Origin of the sequence: Leucobacter sp. HNU, from assembly GCF_047946755.1 — a bacterium.
In the GTDB taxonomy this organism is placed as follows: domain Bacteria; phylum Actinomycetota; class Actinomycetes; order Actinomycetales; family Microbacteriaceae; genus Leucobacter.
In genome coordinates this window covers 93,720-114,939 of sequence record NZ_CP178837.1, presented here as the reverse complement: position 1 = coordinate 114,939, position 21,220 = coordinate 93,720, and the positions used below count along the sequence as shown (strand labels likewise).

Genomic DNA, 21,220 nt, shown 5'->3' with positions numbered 1-21,220 from the left:
GTGGCGCGCCGCACGCCCGCGCAGCGCTGGGCCGATGTCTCGCTGCGCACGAAGATCACGGGCGTCACCGTGTTCATTCTGTCGCTCGGGCTCATCGTCGCGGGCGTCGGCACGCTCTCCTTCTTGCGCCCCTACCTCGTCCAGGTCGTCGACAGCGATCTGCAGAGCCTGAGCAAGGATCCGACCCGAGCCCTGGCGTCGGGAGTGAACCTGAGAGCATTGACGCCCTACGATGTGCAGGGCGCCAGCAGTTCGTACTACGTGGCGATGCTCGATTCGACGGGCAAGAAGCGCTACGACAATGCGACGGATTGGCAGACCGAGAACGTTCCGAGGATCCCGGGAGGCCTCACCGGCACCGTGGTCGCGACCCGCGTGTACGGTTCCACGTTCACCATCACGGACGCGGCCGGCCTCGAATGGCGCGCGACTGCACTGCCGATCAACGGGGCGGAACCCGGCCAGACCGGCACGCTGCTGATCGCTGCCTCGACCGCGCACACCGGCCAGACCACCGCCCAGTTCATCTTGATCTTCGGCGGGTTCGGCATCGCGGTGATCCTGCTGGGCGCGGCGCTCACGCGGATCCTCGTGACCACGACCTTCGTCCCGCTCGCCCAAGTGGAGCGGACGGCGATGGAGATCTCGAAGGGCGACTTCTCGAAGCGCATCCACGTTGCGCATCCGCATACCGAGGTCGGGCACCTCGGCGAATCGCTCAATGTGATGCTCGACCACATCGACGTCGCCCTCGCCGAGCGGGCGCGAACCATCGATCAGATGCGTCGTTTCGTCGGCGACGCAGGCCATGAGCTGCGCACGCCCCTGGTCTCGGTGCGGGGCTATGCCGAGCTCTACCGCATGGGGGCGCTGCAGGACGAGGAGCAGGTCGGCCAGGCGATGGGGCGGATCGAGAAGGAAGCGATCCGGATGACCTCCCTGGTGGAGGATCTGCTCTCGCTGGCGCGGCTCGACGAACGGCGTCCGCTCGAACTCAAGACCCTGGACCTGAACGCCCTCGCGGCGGATGCCGCGTTCGACGCGCTCGCCCAGGCCCCGGATCGCACGATCAGCGTGAACGAGGATCCGTCTCGACCGACGGTGCTGGGCGACGAGCACAAGGTGCGGCAGCTCATGAGCAATCTGATCGGGAACGCACTGCGGTACAGCCCCGAGGGCAGCCCCATCGAGATCGCCGTCGCCTCCGGACCGGACTCGGGCCACTTCGAGATCATCGACCACGGTGAAGGCGTGCCCGAGCAGCTCCGCACCAAGATCTTCGACCGCTTCTGGCGCGCCGACACCTCGCGCAACCGCGAGACGGGTGGCTCCGGTCTCGGTCTGTCGATCGTCAAGTCGATCGTCGATGCCCACGGCGGATCGGTGAGCGTGCACGAAACGGAGGGCGGCGGGGCCACGTTCCGCGTCGACCTGCCGGTCGCGCCCACCACGGGCTCGCTCGAGCACACCGCGGATCGCGCAGGTGAACGCGCTCCGGACGACCCGGCGAGTCGACCGGATCCTGGAACGGATCCGCCGGTCGGCGCTTAGCTTCTTCTGGGGCTTCGGCACCCGGCGTCGCTCTACCGGCGTCATGCACGACGCCTCGGCTCGAGCTGAGAGAGCAGGTCCAGGATCTCCTGCTGCACTCGGGACCATTCCTCGTTCACTTCGCGCGGACTCACGCGAATCACCGCGTACCCGTTCCGCTGCAGCAGTGCATCGTGCCGATTGTCGCTGTCTCTCTGCCGACCCGTGTGGGTGCTCCCGTCGATCTGCAGCACCACTCGGCTTCCGATGAGGAAGTCGACCCGATGGCCGAGCACTCGCGCTTGCGCGACCACGTGCAATCCGAGGGTTCGGAGGCGCCCCAGCACCACGCTCTCGTACCCGGAGTCGGAGAGCGCCGTCGAGGTCTCGAGAAGCCGCCGAGCCCGGCCCGTGAACGGGAACCGTTCGAGGGATCGACGTGTGGTCAGCCTGCGATTCAACGCGGACTCCCAGATCGCGAAGGCGGCCTCGTGAGGCTGGCAGGTCGAGACGCAGGCGAGCGCGTTCTCGAGCGAATCGACGAGCAGGAACGGCTCCCGATATCGGACCGGCCTGTTCCAGTGCACCGTCGCAGGGACCGCTGGACGACGCGAACCGCGGGCCCGCACCGCCACGTGCGGAACGGGCTCGTCGACCTGCCAGAGCCCGGCCCGACGACCGGCCGTAATGCAAGTCAGAACCACCCCGTGACGCGCCGCGAACAGCAGCTCGGGGTCCGCGTCGCGAGCTGCCACCCATCCGCGCTGGGGCCGCGTGATCTCCCCGCGTTCGCACGCGAGTCGCAGGCGATAGCGCGGGATGCCGCAGCGCTCGAGATCGCCGACGCGCATGAGGCCGCCGGCCTGGCGGAGGATCGAGTGCAGGTTCATGCCTCACAGTGTCGCGAATCAGGAGCGCGCACACGGGACGGTCCACAGGTGAGAGGCACGCGGACGCGAGATCGGCTCTCGATGCGCGCTGGGAGCGACGACTGCGGCCCAGGCTTCTCCAGGCGGCCGCGCCAGCGGCACGGTGGATTTCCGCTCAGTCGGACCGCTTCGGCCGCTCCCGCACCGCGCCAGCGCAAATACACCGCGCGAACGGCAAACCCACCCCAACGCAAAAGCGGGGCCGCACCCGAAGGTGCGACCCCGCTTCGCGGTGAGGACTTAGAAGTCCATGCCTGCGCCGGGATCGGCCGGAGCCGCGGCAGCGGGCTCGGGCTTGTCGGCGACGACGGCCTCGGTGGTGAGGAACAGGCCGGCGATCGACGCGGCGTTCTGCAGCGCCGAACGGGTGACCTTGGCGGGATCGAGGATGCCCTGGGCGATCAGGTCGCCGTACTCGCCGGTCGCGGCGTTGAGGCCGTGTCCGACGGGCAGGTTCGCGACGCGGTCGGCCACGACGCCCGGCTCGAGGCCGGCGTTCGCGGCGATCTGGCGCAGCGGAGCCTCGATGGCCGCCTTGACGATCTTGGCGCCGACGGCCTCGTCGCCCGAGAGCTCGAGGCTGCCGAAGACGTCCTTACCGGCCTGGATGAGCGCGACGCCGCCACCGGCGAGCACGCCCTCCTCGACCGCAGCCTTGGCGTTGCGGACGGCGTCCTCGATGCGGTGCTTGCGCTCCTTGAGCTCGACCTCGGTGGCCGCGCCCGCCTTGATGACGGCGACGCCGCCGGCGAGCTTCGCGAGGCGCTCCTGGAGCTTCTCGCGGTCGTAGTCCGAGTCGGTGTTGTCGATCTCGCGGCGGATCTGCTGGACGCGACCCTGGATCGCCTCTTCGTCGCCGCCGCCCTGGACGATGGTGGTCTCGTCCTTGGTGATGATGACCTTGCGGGCGGTGCCGAGCATGTCGAGGGTGGCGTTCTCGAGCTTGAGGCCGACCTCCTCGGAGATGACCTGGCCGCCGGTGAGGATCGCGATGTCCTGCAGCATGGCCTTGCGACGGTCGCCGAAGCCCGGAGCCTTGACCGCGACGGACTTGAAGATGCCGCGGATCTTGTTGAGCACGAGGGTGGCGAGCGCCTCGCCCTCGACGTCCTCGGCGATGATGAGGAGCTGCTTGCCCGACTGGATCACGGGATCGACGACGGGGAGCAGGTCCTTGATGTTCGAGACCTTGCTGTTGACGAGGAGGATGTAGGGATCCTCGAAGACCGCCTCCTGGCGATCGGCGTCGGTGACGAAGTACGCCGAGAGGTAGCCCTTGTCGAAGCGCATGCCCTCGGTGAGCTCGAGCTCGGTGCCGAAGGTGTTGGACTCCTCGACGGTGACCACGCCCTCCTTGCCGACCTTGTCGATCGCCTCGGCGATCAGCTTGCCGATCTGCTCGTCAGCGGCCGAGATCGAAGCGGTCGCAGCGATCTGGTCGGTGGTCTCGATCTCCTTGGCGTTCTCGAGGAGCTTCGCCGATACGGCGGCGACGGCCTTCTCGATGCCCTTCTTGATCGCGATGGGATCAGCGCCGGCGGTGACGTTGCGGAGGCCCTCGCGCACGAGCGCCTGAGCGAGCACGGTGGCGGTGGTGGTGCCGTCGCCCGCGACGTCGTCGGTCTTCTTCGCGACCTCCTTGACGAGCTCCGCGCCGATCTTCTCGTAGGGGTCGTCGAGCTCGATCTCCTTGGCGATGGACACGCCATCGTTAGTGATCGTGGGGGCGCCCCACTTCTTCTCGAGCACGACGTTGCGGCCGCGCGGGCCCAGCGTCACCTTGACGGTATCGGCGAGGATGTTCAGACCCCGCTCGAGTCCGCGACGCGCTTCCTCGTCAAACGCAATGATCTTTGCCATGTGTCGACCCTCCCGGTCGGTCGTGGTGGGCGAGCGCGGGAGCGCGTCGCCTGAAGCACTTGGGTGTTAGCACTCGGCTGAACCGAGTGCTAAGCCAATCTTGGCACTCACCAATGGGGAGTGCAAGCGGAGACGCTCGCGCTCGGCGAACACCGGGAGAACGCTGAGCGAACCTCTGCGGCTACTGGGCCGGAGCCTGCTCCTCGCCGGTGCCGGTCGACGGGGTCGTCGTCCCTTCGCCGCGGTCCGGAGCCGTGGTCTGCCCGCTCACGATCTTCGCGGCCTCGGCCTTGCCGGGCCCCGCGTAGTCCGCGCCGAGGAGCACGACGAGCTTCACCTGGTAGCTGTCGTAGCTCGACGACTTGTAGGAGGAGAGGCCGCCGAGCTTCTTCGCGAGCCCCTCGGCCGCCGGGCGGTCCGCATCGGCGGAGTAGAAGATCGCCGAGATCTTGACGTCGCGTTTCGCGGCGTCGCCCGAGAACCCGACCTGGCCCCACTTCTGCTTCGTGATGACGCTGTCGACGCCGCCGGCGAGCTCGTCGATGGGGGTGCCGTTGATCACGGCGACCGTCGCCTTCGGATCGAGCTTCGCGGCCTCGGTGGTGGTCTGCGTCGTCTTGCCCGTCGGCAGGCTGACCTCGCCCGTGCTGCTGGCCGCCTGCAGCGCGAAGATGCCGGCGGTGGCGCAGATCGCGGTGCCGACGAGCGCGGCGACCGCGTAGGTCCAGAAGGTGCGCGGGCGCGCGACGAGTCGGTGCGCCCCAGCCCTGCGGGTGTGGTGGACCCGGTCGAAGCGATCTTCCGGCAGCCGATTGGGGCGTCGAGTCGCGCTCGAAGCCTCCGTCAGTTCACCCGTCACGCCTGTCTCCCATTGTCGTCCGGTGTCGGGCAGCCAGCAGCCGCCCAGCACTCAGCACAGAGTACACGTGGTGCCTGCCAGGTTCCGGGTAGGGATCCGCGGTCTACGACCGGGAGGATCCGTCGGTGTAGATCGCGCGCGCGAGGCCGTCGAGCACGTCGGGGTACCGAGTCCCCCGGCGAACACGAGGGTGTCGTCCACGTCGATGATGCGACGATGCTTGCCGGCCTGCGTGAGCGCGATGCTGGGCTGAGCGGCCAGCAGCCCGTCGACGCCCTTGACGCTCTTGAGCCCTCCGGTCATCACGAGCAGCACGTCGGGGTCGCTCGCGATGAGCGCCTCGCTGGTCATCGGCTTCTCGCCGACCCAGCCGATCTCCTTCGCCACGTCGACCGCGCCGATCCCCTGGATCAGGCTGTCCGCACCGCTGCCCTCCCCGAACAGGTAGAAGACGCCGGCCGTGCCCCGCAGGTAGAGGAAGGCGACGCGCGGTCGCTTCGCGGGATCCTTCGGCACCAGCGGCCGGATCTCCTCCTCCTTCGCCGCGATGGCGGCGTCGAGCTGCGCGGTGAGCTCGTCGCCGAGCGGCGCGACGCCGAGCGCCGCTGCGATCTCCTTCGCGGCGGTATCGGTGCTCTTCGGGTCGGTGGATCGGGTCACCGTGACGACCGTGATGCCCGCGTCGCGCAGCTGCAGCACGACGTCGGTGGGGCCGATGGATCCGTCGGTGAGGATCAGGGTCGGGTTCAGCGCGAGCACGCTCTCGGCATCGATCGTGTGACCGGACTTCGTCACCACGGGCAGGTCCTCGGTGCCCGGGAGCTTCGTCGAGACGTCGCGCCCCACGAGCCGGTCGGTGAGCCCGTACGCGGAGACCAGCTCGGCGACGGTCCCGGTCAGCGAGAGCGCGATCACGCGCGACGTGTCCTTCACCTCGACCCGGCGGTCGCCGCCGGGATCGTGCGAGGTGACCGTCACGGGGAGCTTCGCCTCGGCCTTCGCCGTGAGCGGGGGCAGGCTCGGTCCGCCGATCACCGCGGTGGCGGGCCCCTCGACCGTGCGCGGGTTCGCGATCGGGGTGAGCGAGGAGAGCGGCGGCAGTTCGATCTTCTCCTGACCGGAGGACGCCTTCGGGTCGCCGCCGGTCTGGCAGCCGGCGAGGCCGAGTGAAGCGGCCAGCGCGATCGCGAGGAGCGCGGTTGCCCGCGTCCGGGATCGGTGCGCACGGGTGGTTCGGCGCATCGGGGGCATCGCACACCTCCAGATCTGACGACCAAGTTAGCCTAGCCTAAGATAGATATGAGGAACCCGGGACCGGGTTCCCGGTCCCTCGCCGGGATCGCTGCGCCAGCCGAGTAAGGCCCTCCCCCAGAAATGAACCTGCACCACGAAGCCGCGGCCACGCGGAAATCGAGGCATGCAGCGACCACGACCGCACTGTTCGTCGGACTCTGGATCGCGCTCATCGTCGCCCTCATCGCCTCCGCGGGAACGGGGCAGCTCGCGATCCCGCCGGACCAGGTCGTGGGCTCGCTGCTCCACCGGATCGGCATCGACTGGCTGCCGCTGCCCGACCACCCCGCAGGCGATCAGACCCTCTGGGCGATCCGATTCCCTCGCGTCGCCATGGCCGCGCTCGTCGGCGCAGCGCTCGCCGTATCCGGCCTCCTCATGCAGGCGATCTTCGGCAATCCGCTGGCCGAGCCCAGCGTGATCGGCATCTCGTCGGGAGCCGCGGTCGGGGCCGGCCTCTGCATCGTCTTCGGCATTTCGATCTTCGGCGAGTGGACCATCGCGGTGTTCGCGTTCGCCGCAGGCCTCGCCGCGACCCTGCTCGTGTACGCCATGAGCCGATCCGAAGGCAAGACCGAGGTCGTCACCCTCGTGCTCACGGGCATCGCGGTCAACGCCGTCGCCGGCGCGGGGATCGCGCTCCTCACCTTCCTCGGCGACACCCAGTCGCGCGAGCAGATCGTGTTCTGGCAGCTCGGCAGCATGGCCGGCAGCCGCTGGTCCCAGGTGCTCATCGTGGCTCCCGTCGTCGCGATCGGCCTGATCGTCGCGTGGCTCGTCGCGCGCAAGCTCGACCTGCTCTCGCTCGGCGAGCGCAATGCCCGCCACCTCGGGGTCAACGTCGAGCTGCTCCGCGTCGGCGTGATCGTGCTCGTCGCACTGCTCGTCGGCGTGGCGGTCGCGTTCGTCGGCATCATCGCCTTCGTCGGACTCGTGATCCCGCACCTCATGCGCATGATCCTCGGGCCCGCGCACCTCCCGCTCGTGACCGCCTCGGCCCTGGGCGGCGCGCTCCTGCTCACCCTCGCCGACCTGGGTGCCCGCACGATCGTCCCCATGTCGGATCTGCCGATCGGCATGCTCACCTCGCTCGTCGGAGGCCCGTTCTTCTTCTGGCTGCTGCGACGGACGCGCAAGCGGAGCGGGGGTGGGGGTGATGGCCGCGCGTGCCCTGGTGCTGCCCGAGCGGGTCCCCGCCGGCGAGATCGTGTGCGCGGCCGAGTCCGTGCGACTCGTGCGCGGCGGCCGTCCGCTGCTCGACGGGGTCTCCCTCGAACTGCGCGCCGGCGAGGTGCTCGCGCTGCTCGGCCCGAACGGCGCCGGCAAGTCCACGCTGCTCAGCCTGCTCTGCGGCGACGTCGAGCCCGACGGCGGCCACGTGCGGTTCGGCGACCGGCCGCTGGGCGAGTGGTCGCTGCCCGAGCTCTCGCGCCGCCGCAGCGTGCTGCTGCAGGATCAGCAGCTGCTGTTCCCCTTCACCGTGCACCAGATCGTCGAGATGGGCCGCGCGCCCTGGCGGCGCACCCCCGCGAGGACGACGACAACGCGGCCATCGCGGAAGCGCTGGCCGCGGCGGACGTCGCGCACCTCGGCAACCGACGGGTGCCGTCGCTCTCGGGCGGCGAGCGCGCCCGCGCCGCGTTCGCCCGCGTGCTCGCGGGCCGCACCGGCGTGCTCATGCTCGACGAGCCGACCGCGGCGCTCGACCTGGCGCACCAGGAGGCGGTGCTGTCGATGGCGCGAGAGCGCGCACGCGCGGGCGACGCCGTACTCGTCGTGCTGCACGACCTGAATCTCGCGGCGGCCTACGCCGACCGGATCGCGCTGCTGAAGCGCGGCGGCATCGTCGCCTGCGATACGCCCGAGCGGGTGCTCACCGCCCAGACGGTGTCCGAGGTGTACGACACCCCCGTCGAGGTGATCCCCCACCCGACGACCGGGCGCGGGATCGTGCTGCCGCTGCGCTCCTGAGCGCGCTGCGCCGCGAACCCTCGCAGCAACGACGAAGGCCGCGCCCCGGGGAGGGACACGGCCTTCATCGCGATGCCGACGCCTGGTCGGCCCGGCGGGTTACGCCAGTCGCGCCTGCAGGTTCTCGTCGATCGCGGCGAGGAACTCCTCGGTGGTGAGGAAGCTCTGCTCCGGGCCGACGAGGAGCGCGAGGTCCTTGGTCATCTTGCCCGACTCGACGGTCTTGATCACGACGTCCTCGAGGGTGTGCGCGAACTCGATGAGCGCCTGGTTGTCGTCGAGCTTGCCGCGGTGCGCGAGCCCGCGGGTCCAGGCGAAGATCGAGGCGATCGGGTTGGTCGAGGTGGGCTTGCCCTGCTGGTGCTGGCGGTAGTGGCGGGTCACGGTGCCGTGCGCGGCCTCTGCCTCGACGACCTTGCCGTCCGGCGTCGCGAGCACGGAGGTCATGAGGCCGAGCGAGCCGAAGCCCTGCGCGACGGTGTCGGACTGCACGTCGCCGTCGTAGTTCTTGCAGGCCCAGACGTAGCCGCCCTCCCACTTCATGGCCGAGGCGACCATGTCGTCGATGAGGCGGTGCTCGTAGGTGAGGCCAGCGGCTTCGAACTGCTCCTTGAACTCGGTGTCGTAGATGTCCTGGAAGATGTCCTTGAAGCGGCCGTCGTAGGCCTTCAGGATCGTGTTCTTCGTGGAGAGGTAGACCGGGTAGTTGCGCGACAGGCCGTAGTTCAGCGAGGCTCGGGCGAAGTCGCGGATCGACGCGTCGAGGTTGTACTGCACCTGCGCGACGCCGTCGCCCGGGGACTGGTAGACCTCGAACTTCTGCGGCTCCGAGCCGTCCTTCGGGGTGAACTCCACCGTGAGGGTGCCCTCGCCCGCGAAGCGGAAGTCGGTCGCGCGGTACTGATCGCCGAAGGCGTGACGGCCGATGATGATCGGCTTGTTCCAGCCGGGCACCAGGCGGGGGATGTTCGAGATGATGATCGGCTCGCGGAAGATCACGCCGCCGAGGATGTTGCGGATCGTGCCGTTCGGGCTGCGCCACATCTGCTTGAGGCCGAACTCCTCGACGCGGGCCTCGTCCGGGGTGATGGTGGCGCACTTGACGCCGACGCCGTGCTTCTGGATCGCGTGCGCCGCGTCGACCGTGACCTGGTCGTTGGTCTCGTCGCGGTGCTGGATCCCGAGATCGTAGTACTCGAGCGTGACATCGAGGTACGGGTGGATCAGGCGGTCCTTGATGAACTGCCAGATGATCCGCGTCATCTCGTCGCCGTCGAGCTCGACGACCGTGCCTGCAACCTTGATCTTCGCCAACGCGTCTCCCGGTTCTGTGGTGAGTGGTGTGGGACGGCGGCGGGTGCGTGTCGCTCCGTCCGGAACCGCGCACAGCAGCGCCTTCCGGATCGCCGTCGTCGGTGGATCCGTTGGGACCACCGACAGTCTACCCAAGTTTCCCGGGTATCTCGACGTCGAGATATTTGGAGGGCGGTCGCGCGCGTCTGTGCCGGCCCGGGAGGACGCGGCGGCTACGCCGGGAGGTTCTTGAGCACGTGCTCGTAGTACTCCGTGAGCTCCAGCTTCGCCGCCGCTGCACGGTCGACGATCACGGTCGCATCCGGATGCAGCTGCAGCGCGCTCGCCGGACAGCGGCTCGACAGCGGACCCTCGATCATCTCGGCGACCGCATCGGCCTTGCCCGCCCCCTGCGCGACCAGAAGCAACTCGCGCGCGTCCAGGATCGTGCCGAGCCCCTGGGTGAGGCAGTGCACCGGCACCTGGTCGGCCGAGTCGAAGAAGCGCGCGTTGTCCTGACGTGTCTTGGGCGCCAGGGTCTTGGGACGCGTGCGCGACCCGAAGGACGAGGTCGGCTCGTTGAAGCCGATGTGGCCGTTCGCGCCGAGCCCGAGGAGCTGCAGGTCGACGCCGCCCGCCTCGCGGATGCGGCGCTCGTAGTCGGCGCAGGCCGCATCGAGGTCGGGCGCCGTTCCGTCGGGCACGTGGACCCGGGCCGGGTCGAGCCGCAGCGGTTCGGTGACCGTGCGATGGATCACCGAGTGGTAGCTCTCGGGGTGGTCGAGCGGGAGCCCCACGTACTCGTCGAGCGCGAACGCGCTGACGCCCGCCGTGTCGAGGGATCCCTCGGCGACCTGACGCGCGACCTCGGCGTATGCGCCGAGGGGCGAGGATCCCGTGGCCACTCCGAGCACCGCGAACGCGCTGCGGCGGATGACCGCGGCGATGCGCTCGCCGGCGGCGCGCCCGACCTCTTCGGGCGTATCGACAATGATGACCTGCATGCGCACATGCCTTTCGTAGTGGTGCCGGGCGCTCTGCCCAGGCCCGGCGTGCCTCTAGTCTGCCCGATTTTCAGTCGGCCCGATTCTCGGCGGGCCACTTGCCGCCGTTCTCCCAGAACAGGCGGATGTCGTCGAGCGGTCGCCCCTTGGTCTCGGGGGCGAACCTGAGCACGAAGAGGAACGCGAGCACGGCGAAGGCTCCGAGGACCGCGAACACCCCCGCCCCGCCGGTGAGCTTGAGCAGCGGGAGGAAGGCGACGCCGACGATGTAGTTCGCGACGAGGTCGCTCGTGAGCATGGTGCTCGAGCCGAGCCCTCGGAGGTGCGACGGGAACGCCTCGCCCGCGTACACCCAGATCATCGAGCCGAAGCCGAAGGTGAAGCCGACGTTGAACAGCACGAGGCCGAGGAAGCCGAGCGCCACGAAGCCCCCGTCGAGACGCACGTTCGTCGGATCCTGCCCGCCCGCGCCGAAGCCGAAGGTCGCGACCATCAGGATCCCCGCGGCCACCATGATCCCGATGCCGGTGAGCAGCACGGGCCTCCGGCCCATGCGGTCGACGAGCGACATCGACACGAAGACCGCGATCAGGCCGATGACCTGCACGAGGGCCGGCAGGCCGAAGATCGCCATGTGGTCGGTCTCGGCGAAGCCCATCGCCTTGATGATCTGAGGGCTGTAGTAGACGATCGCGTTGATGCCGGTGATCTGGACGAAGAAGCCGAGCAGCACGACGAAGACGGTCGCCCTGAGGTAGGGCTTCCGAAGCATCTCGGCGAGGCCCCTGCCGAGGGAGGGCGCTCCCGAGCCGCCGTCGAGCTCGCGCTGCATCGAGGCGATCTCGCCGGCGACGTCCCCGTCCGGCTCGATGAGGGTCTGCACCCGGGTCGCCTCCGCCACGCGTCCGCGCATCATGTACCAGCGGGGCGTATCGGGCGCGCGCAGGAGCAGCAGCGTGATGAGCACGCCGGGGACCGCAGCCGCGCCGAGCATGATCCGCCAGTTCTCGGTCGGGGCGAGCGCCCAGGCCAGCAGGTATCCGAAGATGATGCCGACCACGGTCGCGACCTGGTACATCACGAGCAGGGCCCCGCGGATCCTGGTCGGCGCGGACTCCGCCACGTACATGGGCACGACCACGATCGAGATGCCGATCGAGACGCCCAGCAGCACGCGGGCGATCGCGAGCGAGGGAACGTCCCATGCGAGTCCCGACGCGAGGGAGAAGAGCGCGAAGGTGGCCGAGACGAGCACCATCATGCGCTTGCGCCCGAATCGGTTGGCGAGCGAGCCGCCGACGAGGGCGCCGCCGATCTCGCCGAAGATCACGAAGGAGGTGAGCACCCCCTTCTCGGCCTCGCTGCGGATGTCGAAGGTCTTGGCGATGAAGTCGAGCGCCCCGCCGATGTTCGACGAGTCGTAGCCGTAGATGATGCCGACCGTCGCCGCGGCGACCGCGACGAGCAGCGCGGTCCTCGAGGAGGTCCTGAGTTCGTGCAGCAGCCCCATGCGCGCCCTTCCTGTGCTTCGGTCCTTCGGCGGGAATCCGCGCCGAAGGCTCGGAGACCCACTCATCGTACGGCGATCCTGCAGGTCTGCCGCGCACCACTTGCGCATCGCGTCGGGAGCGCTAGCCTGAGTACATGAGCCAGCTGCGACTCGAAGAACTGTCCGCCGCGACGATCGTGGCCGTGAACAGCCTGGGCCTGAAGCCCGGCCAGGAGCAATTCGTCACGCCCGTCTCCTATTCCGCAGCTGCAGCGGTCACGCCGGTCGGTTCCGCCTGGCAGCGCGTCGTGCTCGACGGCGACCGCGTGGTCGGGTTCGTGCACGGCAACTTCGACCCCGACGCCAAGGAAGAGGAGTTCCGAGCGGCGCTGTGGCGCATCAACGTGGACGCCGAGGCCCAGGGCATGGGCGTCGGCCGCTTCGCCGTCGCCGCACTGATCGAGGAGGCGCGCCGGAGAGGGGTGGACCGCCTGACCGTGCTCTGGGAACGCGGTGAGGACGGCCCCGAGGTGTTCTTCCTGCGCATGGGCTTCGTGCCCGTCGGCGAGACCCAGTACGGCGAGGTCATCGGCGCCATCGACCTCTGATCCGGTCCGGATCACACCGGCGCCCCGGCCCACGCAGGGCCGGGGCGCCGGTGCATTCCGGGCCAGCGCACTCCCCTGTTCCGCACGACCCGCTTGGATCGCCCATGACCTCCCCCGCCGCAGCTCCGCCGCTCTCCCGCGGCGTACTGGTCTCGCTCGGCTCATCGGTGAGCTTCGCGATCCTCTACTTCGCGACCCCGCTGCTCGCGCCGCTGCCGGCGGAGGCGATCTGGGCGGTCCGCGCCCTCGTGACGCTGCCCTTCGTCGGCCTCGCCCTGCTCGCGATGCGCCGCCGCGCGCTCATCGTCGAGGTGGGATCCCTGGTGCGTCGCCGACCGATCGCACTGCTCGGGATCCTGGTCTGCGGGCTCACGCTCAGCGCGCAGCTGTGGGTGTTCGGATGGGCGCCGCTGCACGGACGCGGTCTGCACGTCGCACTCGGCTACTTCCTCCTCCCGCTCGTGCTCGTCGTGATCGGCAAGTTCCTGTACCGCGACCGCCTCCGCTGGTGGCAGTGGGTCGCCGCCGGGGTCGCCGCGGCCGGCGTCGTCTGGGAGATCGTCCGCGTGGGGGAGTATCGTGGGAGACGCTGCTCGTCGCCCTCGGGTACCCCGTCTACTTCGTGCTGCGCCGGTCGATGGGCACCGGGCACATCGGCGGAATGTTCTGGGAGCTGCTGACGGTGCTCCCGCTGGCCGCGGCGGTGCTCGGCATCGAGATCGCGAACGGCAGCGCGTTCGCGGAGCATCCGACGCTGCGATGGACCGCGCCGCTGTTCGCGCTGTTCGCGGCGTTCGCGCTGCTCCTCTACATCCTCGCGTCGAAACTCCTCACGATGAGCCTCTTCGGCCTCCTGAGCTATGCGGAACCGGCGCTGCTCGTCGTCGCTTCGCTGCTGCTCGGCGAGACCATCGCGACGGGCGAATGGCCGACCTACATCGCGATCTGGACCGCCGTCGCGATCCTGGTGCTCGGCGGGCTGGGAGAGGTGCTGCGCGCTCGGCGAACCCGTCTCGACTGATACCCCTCGGGGGTGTACTCTGCCGCCATGCACCAAACGCGGGAGGCGCACATGAGCATCGCGGAGATCGGGACGACCGAGCCGGTGGACGGCCACACCCACGGTTACGACGCGCACAAGGACGACCTGCTGAAACGGCTGCGCCGGGCCGAAGGCCAGGTGCGCGGGATCCAGCGCATGGTCGAAGAGGATTCGTACTGCATCGACGTGATCACGCAGGTGAGCGCCGCGACGAAGGCGCTCGAGCGCGTCGCGCTCGCCCTGCTCGACGACCACCTCAGCCATTGCGTCTCGCACGCCGCCGCCGAGGGCGGCGCGATCGCCGAGGAGAAGCTCAAGGAGGCCTCGGACGCGATCGCGCGCCTCGTGCGCTGAGGGCGGTCAGCGCTCCGGACGACGACGGAGCCCGGCACGCCGATGCGGCATGCCGGGCTCCGTCGTTTCGGTGCGGCATTCGGCCGCGCCCGGGGGCTCAGAGGCCCGAGTAGGCGTGCAGTCCCTTGAAGAACACGTTCACGATGGTGAAGTTGAAGAGCACCGCGGCGTAGGCGATGATCGACAGCCACGCCGAACGGGTGCCGCGCCAGCCGCGCGTCGCACGCGCGTGGATGAACCCGGCGTAGAGCACCCAGATCACGAAGGTCCAGACCTCCTTGGTGTCCCAGCCCCAGTAGCGGCTCCAGGCCGACTCGGCCCAGATGGACCCCGCGATCAGGGTGAAGCTCCAGAAGACGAAGCCGATGATCGCCATGCGGTACGAGAGATCCTCGAGCCGGGTGGAGTTCGGGAACGTGGAGAGGAACCGCATCGGCTCGCCCGAGCCCGCGGTCATGCGGTTCTCGCGCTTCGTCTGCAGAAGCTGCAGCACCGAGAGTCCGAACGACAGCGTGAGGAACCCGGTGGCGAGCACCGCGACGAGGATGTGGATGACCAGCCAGTAGGACTGCAGGGCCGGCGGGAGCGGCACGATCGCCACGTAGAAGTTCACCTTGGCGAGGCCGAGGAACAGCACGGTGAGACCGGTCACGAGGGTCCCGAGGAAGCGCAGGTCGACGAAGATCTGCACGAGCAGGAAGATGAGCACGATCGCGCACGTCGCGGTCAGCGCGAACTCGTACATGTTCGCCCACGGCACGCGCCCCGCACCGATGCCGCGCATGATGGTCGCCGCGAGGTGCAGGAGGAAACCGAGCACGGTGAGCGAGAAGCCGATGCGGAGCGAGCGGGAGCGCCGACCGGGCGCCTCGGTCGGCTCCGCGGTGCGGGTCAGCGTCGCGACGCCACCGCCCGCCGACTGCTCGACGACCGCCGGGCGAGCGGCGAGGCGCGCCGCGTCACCGCTGCGGTTGGCCAGGTCGACCGCGTAGAACACGAACGCGATCGCGTAGACGATCATCGCCGAGTAGAGGGCGAGAGTGGAGTTCAGTTCCAGCGAATCGAGCACAGCTCCGCATTCTATCCGCTGAGCCTGAGCGCGCGAACCGGCTCAGCCGTGGAACACGAGCCCGAGCGGGGCATCGCCGCAGCGCAGCACCTTCGCGTCGGGCAGATCGAGCTCCGTCACGCCCCCTCGGCCGTCCCCCGGGTTCCCCGAGTCCTCCGCATCCTCCGCGAGCAGGCCCGCGAGCGCTTCCGAGACGCCGGGGATCCGGAGCAGGGACCCCGGCGCACGCCGGGTCTCGTTCGAGATGATGACCCGGCCGGCGTGGCTCACGATGGTGACCGCCCCCGGCACCGAGCGCAGTACCGGCATCAGCGCACGCTCCATGCGCGAGACGTGCACGTCCGCGCCGACCACGCCCACGGGTGCGCCGACCCGGCCGACCGGTGCCGTGATGGTGACGGTGTAGTCGTCGGTGCACAGATAGTCCACATAGGGCCCGGTGACGTGCCTGCGTCCCGTGGTCGCGGGCACCCGCCACCACTCGAGCGTGGTGTAGTCGCGGAACTGATCCGCCTCGGGGTCGTCGACGGTCGCCAGCCGGCGGAGTGCAGCATCGGGCCCGCGTTCCGCCGGGACCTCGAGGCGACGCAGCCACCAGGCGAGGTGCCACGCGGCGTCGCTCAGGAAGCCCGGCGCGGCGACGAATCCCGCCCCGGTGATGAGCCCGTCGGCGAGCAACTGCGGGATCGCGAGGTCGCCCACGATCGGGTCGAGCTGCTTGGCCGTCGAGACGGATCGCCCGGGCGCCTCGAGCTCGCGACGGATCGCCGCTCCCCAGTCGTCGACGATACGGAACACCGCACCGAAGGCCTCTCCGACCTCCTGCGCGGCATGGCGAGCGGAGTCCCCGTTGTCTCCGATCATGAGTGATGTCCTTTCATCCCCCGAGAGCGGCTTCGAGCCGTTCCTTCTCCTCGATGAGCCAGTCGGCCGCCGCCTCGATGTGGGCCGTCGCGGCCGCGCGGGCCGCCTCCGGCCCGCGCGCGAGCGACTCCAGGATCTTCGCACGTGCGAGGCGGCTGCGCTCGCGCCCGTCCGGTTCGCGCAGCCAGAGCCAGAGCAGGCTGCCCGCCTCGACCTGCAGGGTGAGCTCGGCGCGCACGAGTCGCGGGGACTGCGAGAGCGCGGCGACCTCGAGCTGGAATCGTCCGACGGCGCGACGCGCCGCTCCGAGGGATTCCTCGATCGGCCCGTCCTCCAGCTCGGCGAGCCGCTCCAGGTCTTCGGGCCCCGCCCGGTCCGCGGCCGCTTCGGCGGCGGCACCCGCGATCGCGGCGTAGTAGAGCGCGAAGTCCCGCAGTTCTCCACGGCTCATCCCGCAGAGCCGCTCGTCCATGAGGCGCGCGGCGCGCTCGCGGTCGAAGGTGACGAAGCTCCCGCCCTCGCGCCCGCGCCGGGTCTGCACCAACTGCTGCTCGCGCAGCGATTCGAGCGCCTCGCGCGCGGTCACGACCGCCACGCCGAAGCGGCGCGCGGTCTCGCTCTCGCTGGGAAGGCGCTCCCCGTCGCGCAGGATCCCCGAGAGGATCGCGTCGCGCAGGCGCTGAGCGACGCGCTCCCCGCGGCCGACGCCGTCGAGGGGCGTGAACACGACGGCGCGTGCGGCGTCCGCCTGGGCGAGGTCCCGCGGCATCCGGCCTCACCCCCGTCAGTCCGTTCGTCGATCGTTGCTTCACCGTAACATGGCCGACTTGCGTTAAACATCTGAACCCATATGATTATCGCTATCCACACATCAAAGGAGATGTTCATGACTGCACCGCAGCTCGAACCGGCCATCAGGCTCACCGGCCTCACTCGCGAATTCGGCACCGTCACCGCGGTCGACCACGTCGACCTCGAGATCGGCAGGGGCGAGTTCTTCTCGATGCTCGGCCCCTCGGGCTCGGGCAAGACCACCGTGCTGAGGCTCATCGCCGGGTTCGAGCAGCCCACCTCCGGCACGGTCGAGCTCTTCGGCGAGGACGTCACCGCGAAGGCGCCCTTCGACCGCAACGTCAACACCGTGTTCCAGGACTACGCCCTGTTCCCGCACATGAACGTGCTCGAGAACGTGGCCTACGGGCTCCGCGTCCGCGGCGTCTCCCGCGGCGAGCGCAAGGCCCGCGCCATGAAGGCCCTCGAATCCGTGCGGCTGGAGCACGTGGCGGAACGCATGCCCTCCCAGCTGTCCGGAGGTCAGCGTCAGCGCGTCGCCCTCGCCCGCGCGACCGTCGTGGAGCCCGCAGCGCTGCTGCTCGACGAGCCCCTCGGCGCCCTCGACCTCAAGCTGCGCGAGCAGATGCAGGTCGAGCTGAAGCAGATCCAGCGCGACCTCGGTATCACCTTCATCTTCGTCACGCACGACCAGGAAGAGGCGCTGACCCTCTCCGACCGGATCGCGGTGTTCAACGCCGGCCGGATCGAACAGCTCGGCACCCCCGCGGAACTCTACGAGCGCCCGGGATCGCGATTCGTCGCGGACTTCGTCGGCACCACCAACCTGCTCGGCGCCGAGGTCTCGCAGCGGCTGCTCGGACGCCCGGGCGAGCACTCCATCCGGCCCGAGAAGATGCGCCTCGCGGCCGAGTCCGCTGCGACGCCGGGCACGCTCAGTGCTCCGGGCACCGTGGTCGAGTCGATCTATCTCGGCAACTCGACCCGCGTCGTGGTCGATCTCGAAGCCGGTCAGCGCGTGAGCGTGCTCGAGCAGAACGCGAGCGGCGACCGCGGGGACCTGCGCGGGCAGCGCGTGTTCGTCGAGTGGCACGAGAGCGCGATCGTCGAGCTCGCGCCCGCGACTCCGCTCGCCGCCTGAGCTCGTACCCGACCCCCGACCCCAACCTCATTCCCATTCCCATCCGACCCAGGATCGGCGAAGCCGCCGATCCGTCACACCCTCGAGGAGAGGAACCCATGACCCGCAAGATGACGCAGCGTCGCGTCGCAATCGCCCTGGCGAGCGCGGCAGCGCTGACCCTGATGCTCGCCGGATGCGGCACCGCGAACAGCGGTGGCGGCGGCACCGCCAAGGCGGCCGAGAAGCTCGGCAAGACCGAGGGATCGGTCTCGATCCTCGCCTGGCCCGGCTACGTCGAGGACGGCTCCAACGACCCGAAGGTCGACTGGGTCACGCCGTTCGAGAAGGAGACCGGGTGCACGGTCACCACGAAGACCTTCGGCACCTCGGACGAGGCCTTCAACCTCATGAAGACCGGCAACTACGACGTGATCTCCGCGTCCGGCGACGCCTCGCTGCGCCTCGTCGCATCCGGCGCCGTCGCCCCCGTCAACACGAAGCTCCTCAAGAACTACGACGGGATCTTCAGCTTCCTGAAGGATCGCGCCTGGAACACCGTCGACGGCAAGTCCTACGGCGTGCCCCACGGCTACGGCGCGAACGTGCTGATGTACGACACCAAGACCTTCCCCACCGCGCCCGACTCGTGGGACGTGGTCTTCGAGAAGGCCGGCGAGCACGCGGGCAAGGTGACCGCGTACGACTCGCCCATCTACATCGCGGACGCCGCGATGTACCTGATGGCGCACCAGCCCGACCTCGACATCAAGAACCCCTACGCGCTCGACCAGAAGCAGTTCGACGCCGCGGTGAAGCTCCTCAAGGAGCAGAAGCCGAACATCTCCGAGTACTGGGGCGACTACCTCAAGGAGGTGCAGTCGTTCAAGTCCGGCACCAGCGTCGTCGGCACCAGCTGGCAGGTGATCCAGAACGTGCTCGCCGGCGAGGGCGGCAGCACCGCGGTCACGATCCCGAAGGAGGGCGCCACCGGCTGGAGCGACACCTGGATGATCTCGTCGAAGTCGAAGAGCCCGAACTGCGCCTACGCCTGGCTCGACTACATCTCGAGCCCGAAGGCCAACGCCGAGGCGACCGCCTACTTTGGTGAGGCCCCGTCCAGCCAGGAGGCCTGCAAGTTCCGCGACGACTGCGAGGCCTACCACGCGGGCGACGCCGAGTACGCGAAGAACATCTGGTACTGGACCACGCCCATCGCCGACTGCGTCGATGGACGCACCGATGTGAAGTGCGTCGACTACGCAGCCTGGACCAAGGCCTGGCAGGAGATCAAGGGCTAGGGCGCTCGGCGTCTCATGGCGGGGAGGCGCGCATCGCCTCCCCGCCCGGCCCCCGACCCACCCGAGAGGATCCAGACCCCATGAGCACCTCCACCGCAGCGCCCGCGACGACCGTCGCCGCCCCCACGCCGAGCCTCGCCCGGCGCTTCTCCTCCTTCCTGTACGCGCACCCGCGTTTCCGGCTCACGATGCTGCTGACCGCGCCGCTCTTCTGGCTCGGCCTCGTCTACGTCGTCGCCCTCGCGCTGCTCCTCGTCACCGCGTTCTGGACCACGGACAGCTTCACCGGAGCGATCAATACGACGTTCACGCTCGACAACGTGATCGGCGTCGTCACCGACTCGCTGTACCAGACGGTCACCCTGCGCACCGTCTTCGTCGCGCTCTGCGTGACCGTGATCGACGTGGCGCTCGCGCTCCCCATCGCCTTCTTCATGGCGAAGGTCGCCTCGCCCCGCGCGCAGCGGATCCTCATGATCCTGGTGCTCACCCCGCTCTGGGCGTCGTACCTCGTGAAGGCCTACGCCTGGCGCTCCGTGCTGTCGGAGGACGGCCTGCTCTCGTGGCTGCTCACGCCCGTCGGCGGCGGCACTCCCGGCTACGGGCTCCCTGCGACCATCATCACGCTCGCCTACCTGTGGCTGCCCTACGTGATCCTGCCGATCCAGGCCGGGCTCGAGCGCGTGCCCGATTCGCTGCTCGAAGCATCGAGCGACCTCGGCGGCAGGAGCTGGCGGACGATCCGCTCCGTCGTGCTCCCGATGGCCATCCCCGCCATCATCGCCGGCACCATCTTCAGCTTCTCGCTCTCCCTCGGCGACTACATCACCGTGCGCATCGTCGGCGGCACCAGCCAGATGCTCGGCAACCTCGTCTACGACAACGTCGGCAGCGCCAACAATCTGCCGCTCGCGTCCGCGATCGCGCTGATCCCGATGGTGATCATCTTCATCTACCTGTTCATCGTGCGCCGCACGGGCGCCCTCGACAACCTCTAGAGCAGGAGCACGAACATGCGACTCTCGAAGCCCTCGCGCCTCGCCCTCGGCATCATCACGGGAGTGATCCTCACGGCGATCTACCTGCCGCTGCTCGTCGTGGTGCTGAACTCCTTCTCCACCTCGAAGTCCCTCACCTGGCCGCCGCCCGGATTCACGCTCGAGTGGTGGGGGCGCGCCTTCACCAACGAGGGCGCGATCCAGGCGACCGGGACGAGCCTGCTCGTCGCCGTCATCGCCACCGCCATCGCGCTCGTGCTCGGCACGCTCATCTCGCTCGCGCTGCAGCGCTTCGCGTTCTTCGGACGCGAAGCGGTGAACCTGCTCGTGATCCTCCCGATCGCACTGCCCGGCATCGTCACCGGTATCGCACTGAACAACTTCTTCCGCACCATCCTCGGCGTGGACCTCGCGCTCTGGACCGTCGCGGTCGCGCACGCCACCTTCTGCATCGTGACCGTGTTCAACAACGTGATCGCGCGCCTGCGGCGCATGGGCACCAACCTCGAGGAAGCCTCGGCCGACCTCGGGGCCGGCGTCTGGACCACGTTCCGGCTGGTGACGTTCCCGCAGTTGCGCTCCGCGCTGCTGGCCGGCGGGCTGCTCGCGTTCGCGCTGTCGTTCGACGAGATCATCGTGACCACGTTCACCGCGGGCGAGGGCGTGACCACGCTGCCGATCTTCATCATGAACAACATGCTCCGCCCGGCGCAGGCGCCGATCATCGCCGTGATCGCCGTCGTCCTGATCGTCATCTCGATCGTGCCGATCGCGATCGCGCAGAAGCTCGGCAACGGCGTCGGCGAAGTGAAGGGGAAGTAGCGGCCGTCGACTCCGCCGGCTG

The 21,220-nt window shown here is 69.3% G+C and carries 20 protein-coding genes and 2 pseudogenes; 12 read left to right on the top strand and 10 right to left on the bottom strand.

The genetic code is table 11. The features are described 5' to 3' along the window. Nucleotides 1–1,551 carry a sensor histidine kinase gene (locus tag AB3K78_RS00580; protein WP_416445232.1) on the top strand — a complete coding sequence of 517 codons (1,551 nt, stop codon included), beginning with the start codon at nucleotides 1–3 and terminating at the stop codon, nucleotides 1,549–1,551. A gap of 41 nt (nucleotides 1,552–1,592) precedes the next feature. Here AB3K78_RS00580 and AB3K78_RS00575 read toward each other — a convergent pair whose 3' ends face one another. The 4 genes from AB3K78_RS00575 to AB3K78_RS00560 all read right to left on the bottom strand — a co-directional run bounded on the left by AB3K78_RS00575 (nucleotide 1,593) and on the right by AB3K78_RS00560 (nucleotide 6,420). Continuing rightward, nucleotides 1,593–2,420 (bottom strand): type IV toxin-antitoxin system AbiEi family antitoxin domain-containing protein, encoded by an 828-nt coding sequence (locus tag AB3K78_RS00575; protein ID WP_416445230.1) that lies wholly within the window; start codon nucleotides 2,418–2,420, stop codon nucleotides 1,593–1,595. Nucleotides 2,421–2,699: 279 nt separating this feature from the next. Continuing rightward, the gene (groL, locus tag AB3K78_RS00570; protein WP_416445228.1) at nucleotides 2,700–4,319 is read right to left on the bottom strand and encodes a chaperonin GroEL; all 1,620 of its coding nucleotides are present in this window, start codon (nucleotides 4,317–4,319) and stop codon (nucleotides 2,700–2,702) included. A gap of 181 nt (nucleotides 4,320–4,500) precedes the next feature. Further along, the gene (locus AB3K78_RS00565; RefSeq protein WP_416445226.1) at nucleotides 4,501–5,178 is read right to left on the bottom strand and encodes a LytR C-terminal domain-containing protein; all 678 of its coding nucleotides are present in this window, start codon (nucleotides 5,176–5,178) and stop codon (nucleotides 4,501–4,503) included. Between the two features lie 51 nt (nucleotides 5,179–5,229). After that, nucleotides 5,230–6,420: a heme/hemin ABC transporter substrate-binding protein gene (locus AB3K78_RS00560; protein WP_416445224.1), complete on the bottom strand. Its 1,191-nt coding sequence runs from the start codon at nucleotides 6,418–6,420 to the stop codon at nucleotides 5,230–5,232. Nucleotides 6,421–6,552: 132 nt separating this feature from the next. On the opposite strand from AB3K78_RS00560, the pseudogene AB3K78_RS00555 reads away from it, so the two are divergent. The 3 genes and pseudogenes from AB3K78_RS00555 to AB3K78_RS00545 form a co-directional block, all read left to right on the top strand. After that, nucleotides 6,553–7,620, top strand: a pseudogene (locus tag AB3K78_RS00555) (FecCD family ABC transporter permease); the annotation flags it as partial. Nucleotides 7,621–7,627: 7 nt separating this feature from the next. Beyond that, a pseudogene (locus AB3K78_RS00550) lies at nucleotides 7,628–7,903 on the top strand (ATP-binding cassette domain-containing protein); the annotation flags it as partial. After that, nucleotides 7,879–8,442 (top strand): ATP-binding cassette domain-containing protein, encoded by a 564-nt coding sequence (locus tag AB3K78_RS00545; protein WP_416447273.1) that lies wholly within the window; start codon nucleotides 7,879–7,881, stop codon nucleotides 8,440–8,442. The pseudogene AB3K78_RS00550 and the gene AB3K78_RS00545, both read left to right, overlap by 25 nt. A gap of 99 nt (nucleotides 8,443–8,541) precedes the next feature. Here AB3K78_RS00545 and AB3K78_RS00540 read toward each other — a convergent pair whose 3' ends face one another. From AB3K78_RS00540 to AB3K78_RS00530, 3 genes are all read right to left on the bottom strand, one after another. Then, complete coding sequence (locus tag AB3K78_RS00540) at nucleotides 8,542–9,756, bottom strand: NADP-dependent isocitrate dehydrogenase (RefSeq protein WP_416445222.1); 1,215 nt, start codon at nucleotides 9,754–9,756, stop codon at nucleotides 8,542–8,544. Nucleotides 9,757–9,968: 212 nt separating this feature from the next. Continuing rightward, nucleotides 9,969–10,739, bottom strand: a complete 771-nt coding sequence (gene nagB / locus AB3K78_RS00535; protein WP_416445220.1) for a glucosamine-6-phosphate deaminase — start codon at nucleotides 10,737–10,739, stop codon at nucleotides 9,969–9,971. A gap of 70 nt (nucleotides 10,740–10,809) precedes the next feature. Further along, nucleotides 10,810–12,249, bottom strand: a complete 1,440-nt coding sequence (locus AB3K78_RS00530; RefSeq protein WP_416445218.1) for a sugar porter family MFS transporter — start codon at nucleotides 12,247–12,249, stop codon at nucleotides 10,810–10,812. Nucleotides 12,250–12,383: 134 nt separating this feature from the next. Between AB3K78_RS00530 and AB3K78_RS00525 the strand changes: the two genes are divergently transcribed. The 4 genes from AB3K78_RS00525 to AB3K78_RS00510 all read left to right on the top strand — a co-directional run bounded on the left by AB3K78_RS00525 (nucleotide 12,384) and on the right by AB3K78_RS00510 (nucleotide 14,232). Continuing rightward, nucleotides 12,384–12,836: a GNAT family N-acetyltransferase gene (locus AB3K78_RS00525; RefSeq protein ID WP_416445216.1), complete on the top strand. Its 453-nt coding sequence runs from the start codon at nucleotides 12,384–12,386 to the stop codon at nucleotides 12,834–12,836. A 104-nt stretch (nucleotides 12,837–12,940) separates the two neighbouring features. Further along, nucleotides 12,941–13,516 (top strand): hypothetical protein, encoded by a 576-nt coding sequence (locus tag AB3K78_RS00520; RefSeq protein ID WP_416445214.1) that lies wholly within the window; start codon nucleotides 12,941–12,943, stop codon nucleotides 13,514–13,516. Further along, a complete protein-coding gene (locus AB3K78_RS00515; RefSeq protein ID WP_416445212.1) occupies nucleotides 13,498–13,857 on the top strand; it encodes a hypothetical protein in 360 nt (119 codons plus the stop codon). The genes AB3K78_RS00520 and AB3K78_RS00515 overlap by 19 nt, the downstream gene beginning before the upstream one ends. Before the next feature lie 51 nt (nucleotides 13,858–13,908). Continuing rightward, the gene (locus tag AB3K78_RS00510; protein ID WP_416447272.1) at nucleotides 13,909–14,232 is read left to right on the top strand and encodes a metal-sensitive transcriptional regulator; all 324 of its coding nucleotides are present in this window, start codon (nucleotides 13,909–13,911) and stop codon (nucleotides 14,230–14,232) included. 97 nt (nucleotides 14,233–14,329) lie between these two features. Here AB3K78_RS00510 and ccsB read toward each other — a convergent pair whose 3' ends face one another. Genes ccsB through AB3K78_RS00495 form a run of 3 tightly spaced genes read right to left on the bottom strand, consistent with a single transcriptional unit; the run spans nucleotide 14,330 to nucleotide 16,934 of the window. Then, nucleotides 14,330–15,301, bottom strand: coding sequence for a c-type cytochrome biogenesis protein CcsB (gene ccsB, locus AB3K78_RS00505; RefSeq protein ID WP_416445210.1), 972 nt, complete (start codon nucleotides 15,299–15,301; stop codon nucleotides 14,330–14,332). 42 nt (nucleotides 15,302–15,343) lie between these two features. Then, the gene (locus tag AB3K78_RS00500; RefSeq protein WP_416445208.1) at nucleotides 15,344–16,165 is read right to left on the bottom strand and encodes a hypothetical protein; all 822 of its coding nucleotides are present in this window, start codon (nucleotides 16,163–16,165) and stop codon (nucleotides 15,344–15,346) included. Nucleotides 16,166–16,178: 13 nt separating this feature from the next. After that, complete coding sequence (locus tag AB3K78_RS00495; protein ID WP_416445206.1) at nucleotides 16,179–16,934, bottom strand: GntR family transcriptional regulator; 756 nt, start codon at nucleotides 16,932–16,934, stop codon at nucleotides 16,179–16,181. Between the two features lie 117 nt (nucleotides 16,935–17,051). Between AB3K78_RS00495 and AB3K78_RS00490 the strand changes: the two genes are divergently transcribed. From AB3K78_RS00490 to AB3K78_RS00475, 4 genes are all read left to right on the top strand, one after another. Continuing rightward, entirely contained in the window at nucleotides 17,052–18,098 is a 1,047-nt protein-coding gene (locus AB3K78_RS00490) for an ABC transporter ATP-binding protein (RefSeq protein ID WP_416445204.1), read from the top strand. Between the two features lie 98 nt (nucleotides 18,099–18,196). Continuing rightward, nucleotides 18,197–19,378 carry an ABC transporter substrate-binding protein gene (locus AB3K78_RS00485; protein WP_416445202.1) on the top strand — a complete coding sequence of 394 codons (1,182 nt, stop codon included), beginning with the start codon at nucleotides 18,197–18,199 and terminating at the stop codon, nucleotides 19,376–19,378. Between the two features lie 80 nt (nucleotides 19,379–19,458). After that, nucleotides 19,459–20,376: an ABC transporter permease gene (locus AB3K78_RS00480; protein WP_416445200.1), complete on the top strand. Its 918-nt coding sequence runs from the start codon at nucleotides 19,459–19,461 to the stop codon at nucleotides 20,374–20,376. Between the two features lie 15 nt (nucleotides 20,377–20,391). Continuing rightward, a complete protein-coding gene (locus AB3K78_RS00475; RefSeq protein WP_416445198.1) occupies nucleotides 20,392–21,198 on the top strand; it encodes an ABC transporter permease in 807 nt (268 codons plus the stop codon). Nucleotides 21,199–21,220 lie beyond the last annotated feature (22 nt).

Coding starts and splice junctions, on each gene's coding strand:
- nagB (WP_416445220.1), bottom strand. CDS start 10,739: ATGCAGGTCATCATTGTCGATACGCCCGAAGAGGTCGGGCGCGCCGCC.
- AB3K78_RS00510 (WP_416447272.1), top strand. CDS start 13,909: ATGAGCATCGCGGAGATCGGGACGACCGAGCCGGTGGACGGCCACACC.
- groL (WP_416445228.1), bottom strand. CDS start 4,319: ATGGCAAAGATCATTGCGTTTGACGAGGAAGCGCGTCGCGGACTCGAG.
- AB3K78_RS00485 (WP_416445202.1), top strand. CDS start 18,197: ATGACCCGCAAGATGACGCAGCGTCGCGTCGCAATCGCCCTGGCGAGC.
- AB3K78_RS00495 (WP_416445206.1), bottom strand. CDS start 16,934: ATGCCGCGGGACCTCGCCCAGGCGGACGCCGCACGCGCCGTCGTGTTC.
- AB3K78_RS00560 (WP_416445224.1), bottom strand. CDS start 6,420: ATGCGCCGAACCACCCGTGCGCACCGATCCCGGACGCGGGCAACCGCG.
- AB3K78_RS00530 (WP_416445218.1), bottom strand. CDS start 12,249: ATGGGGCTGCTGCACGAACTCAGGACCTCCTCGAGGACCGCGCTGCTC.
- AB3K78_RS00500 (WP_416445208.1), bottom strand. CDS start 16,165: ATGATCGGAGACAACGGGGACTCCGCTCGCCATGCCGCGCAGGAGGTC.
- AB3K78_RS00520 (WP_416445214.1), top strand. CDS start 12,941: ATGACCTCCCCCGCCGCAGCTCCGCCGCTCTCCCGCGGCGTACTGGTC.
- AB3K78_RS00575 (WP_416445230.1), bottom strand. CDS start 2,420: ATGAACCTGCACTCGATCCTCCGCCAGGCCGGCGGCCTCATGCGCGTC.
- AB3K78_RS00475 (WP_416445198.1), top strand. CDS start 20,392: ATGCGACTCTCGAAGCCCTCGCGCCTCGCCCTCGGCATCATCACGGGA.
- AB3K78_RS00480 (WP_416445200.1), top strand. CDS start 19,459: ATGAGCACCTCCACCGCAGCGCCCGCGACGACCGTCGCCGCCCCCACG.
- AB3K78_RS00525 (WP_416445216.1), top strand. CDS start 12,384: ATGAGCCAGCTGCGACTCGAAGAACTGTCCGCCGCGACGATCGTGGCC.
- AB3K78_RS00515 (WP_416445212.1), top strand. CDS start 13,498: ATGTTCTGGGAGCTGCTGACGGTGCTCCCGCTGGCCGCGGCGGTGCTC.
- AB3K78_RS00490 (WP_416445204.1), top strand. CDS start 17,052: ATGACTGCACCGCAGCTCGAACCGGCCATCAGGCTCACCGGCCTCACT.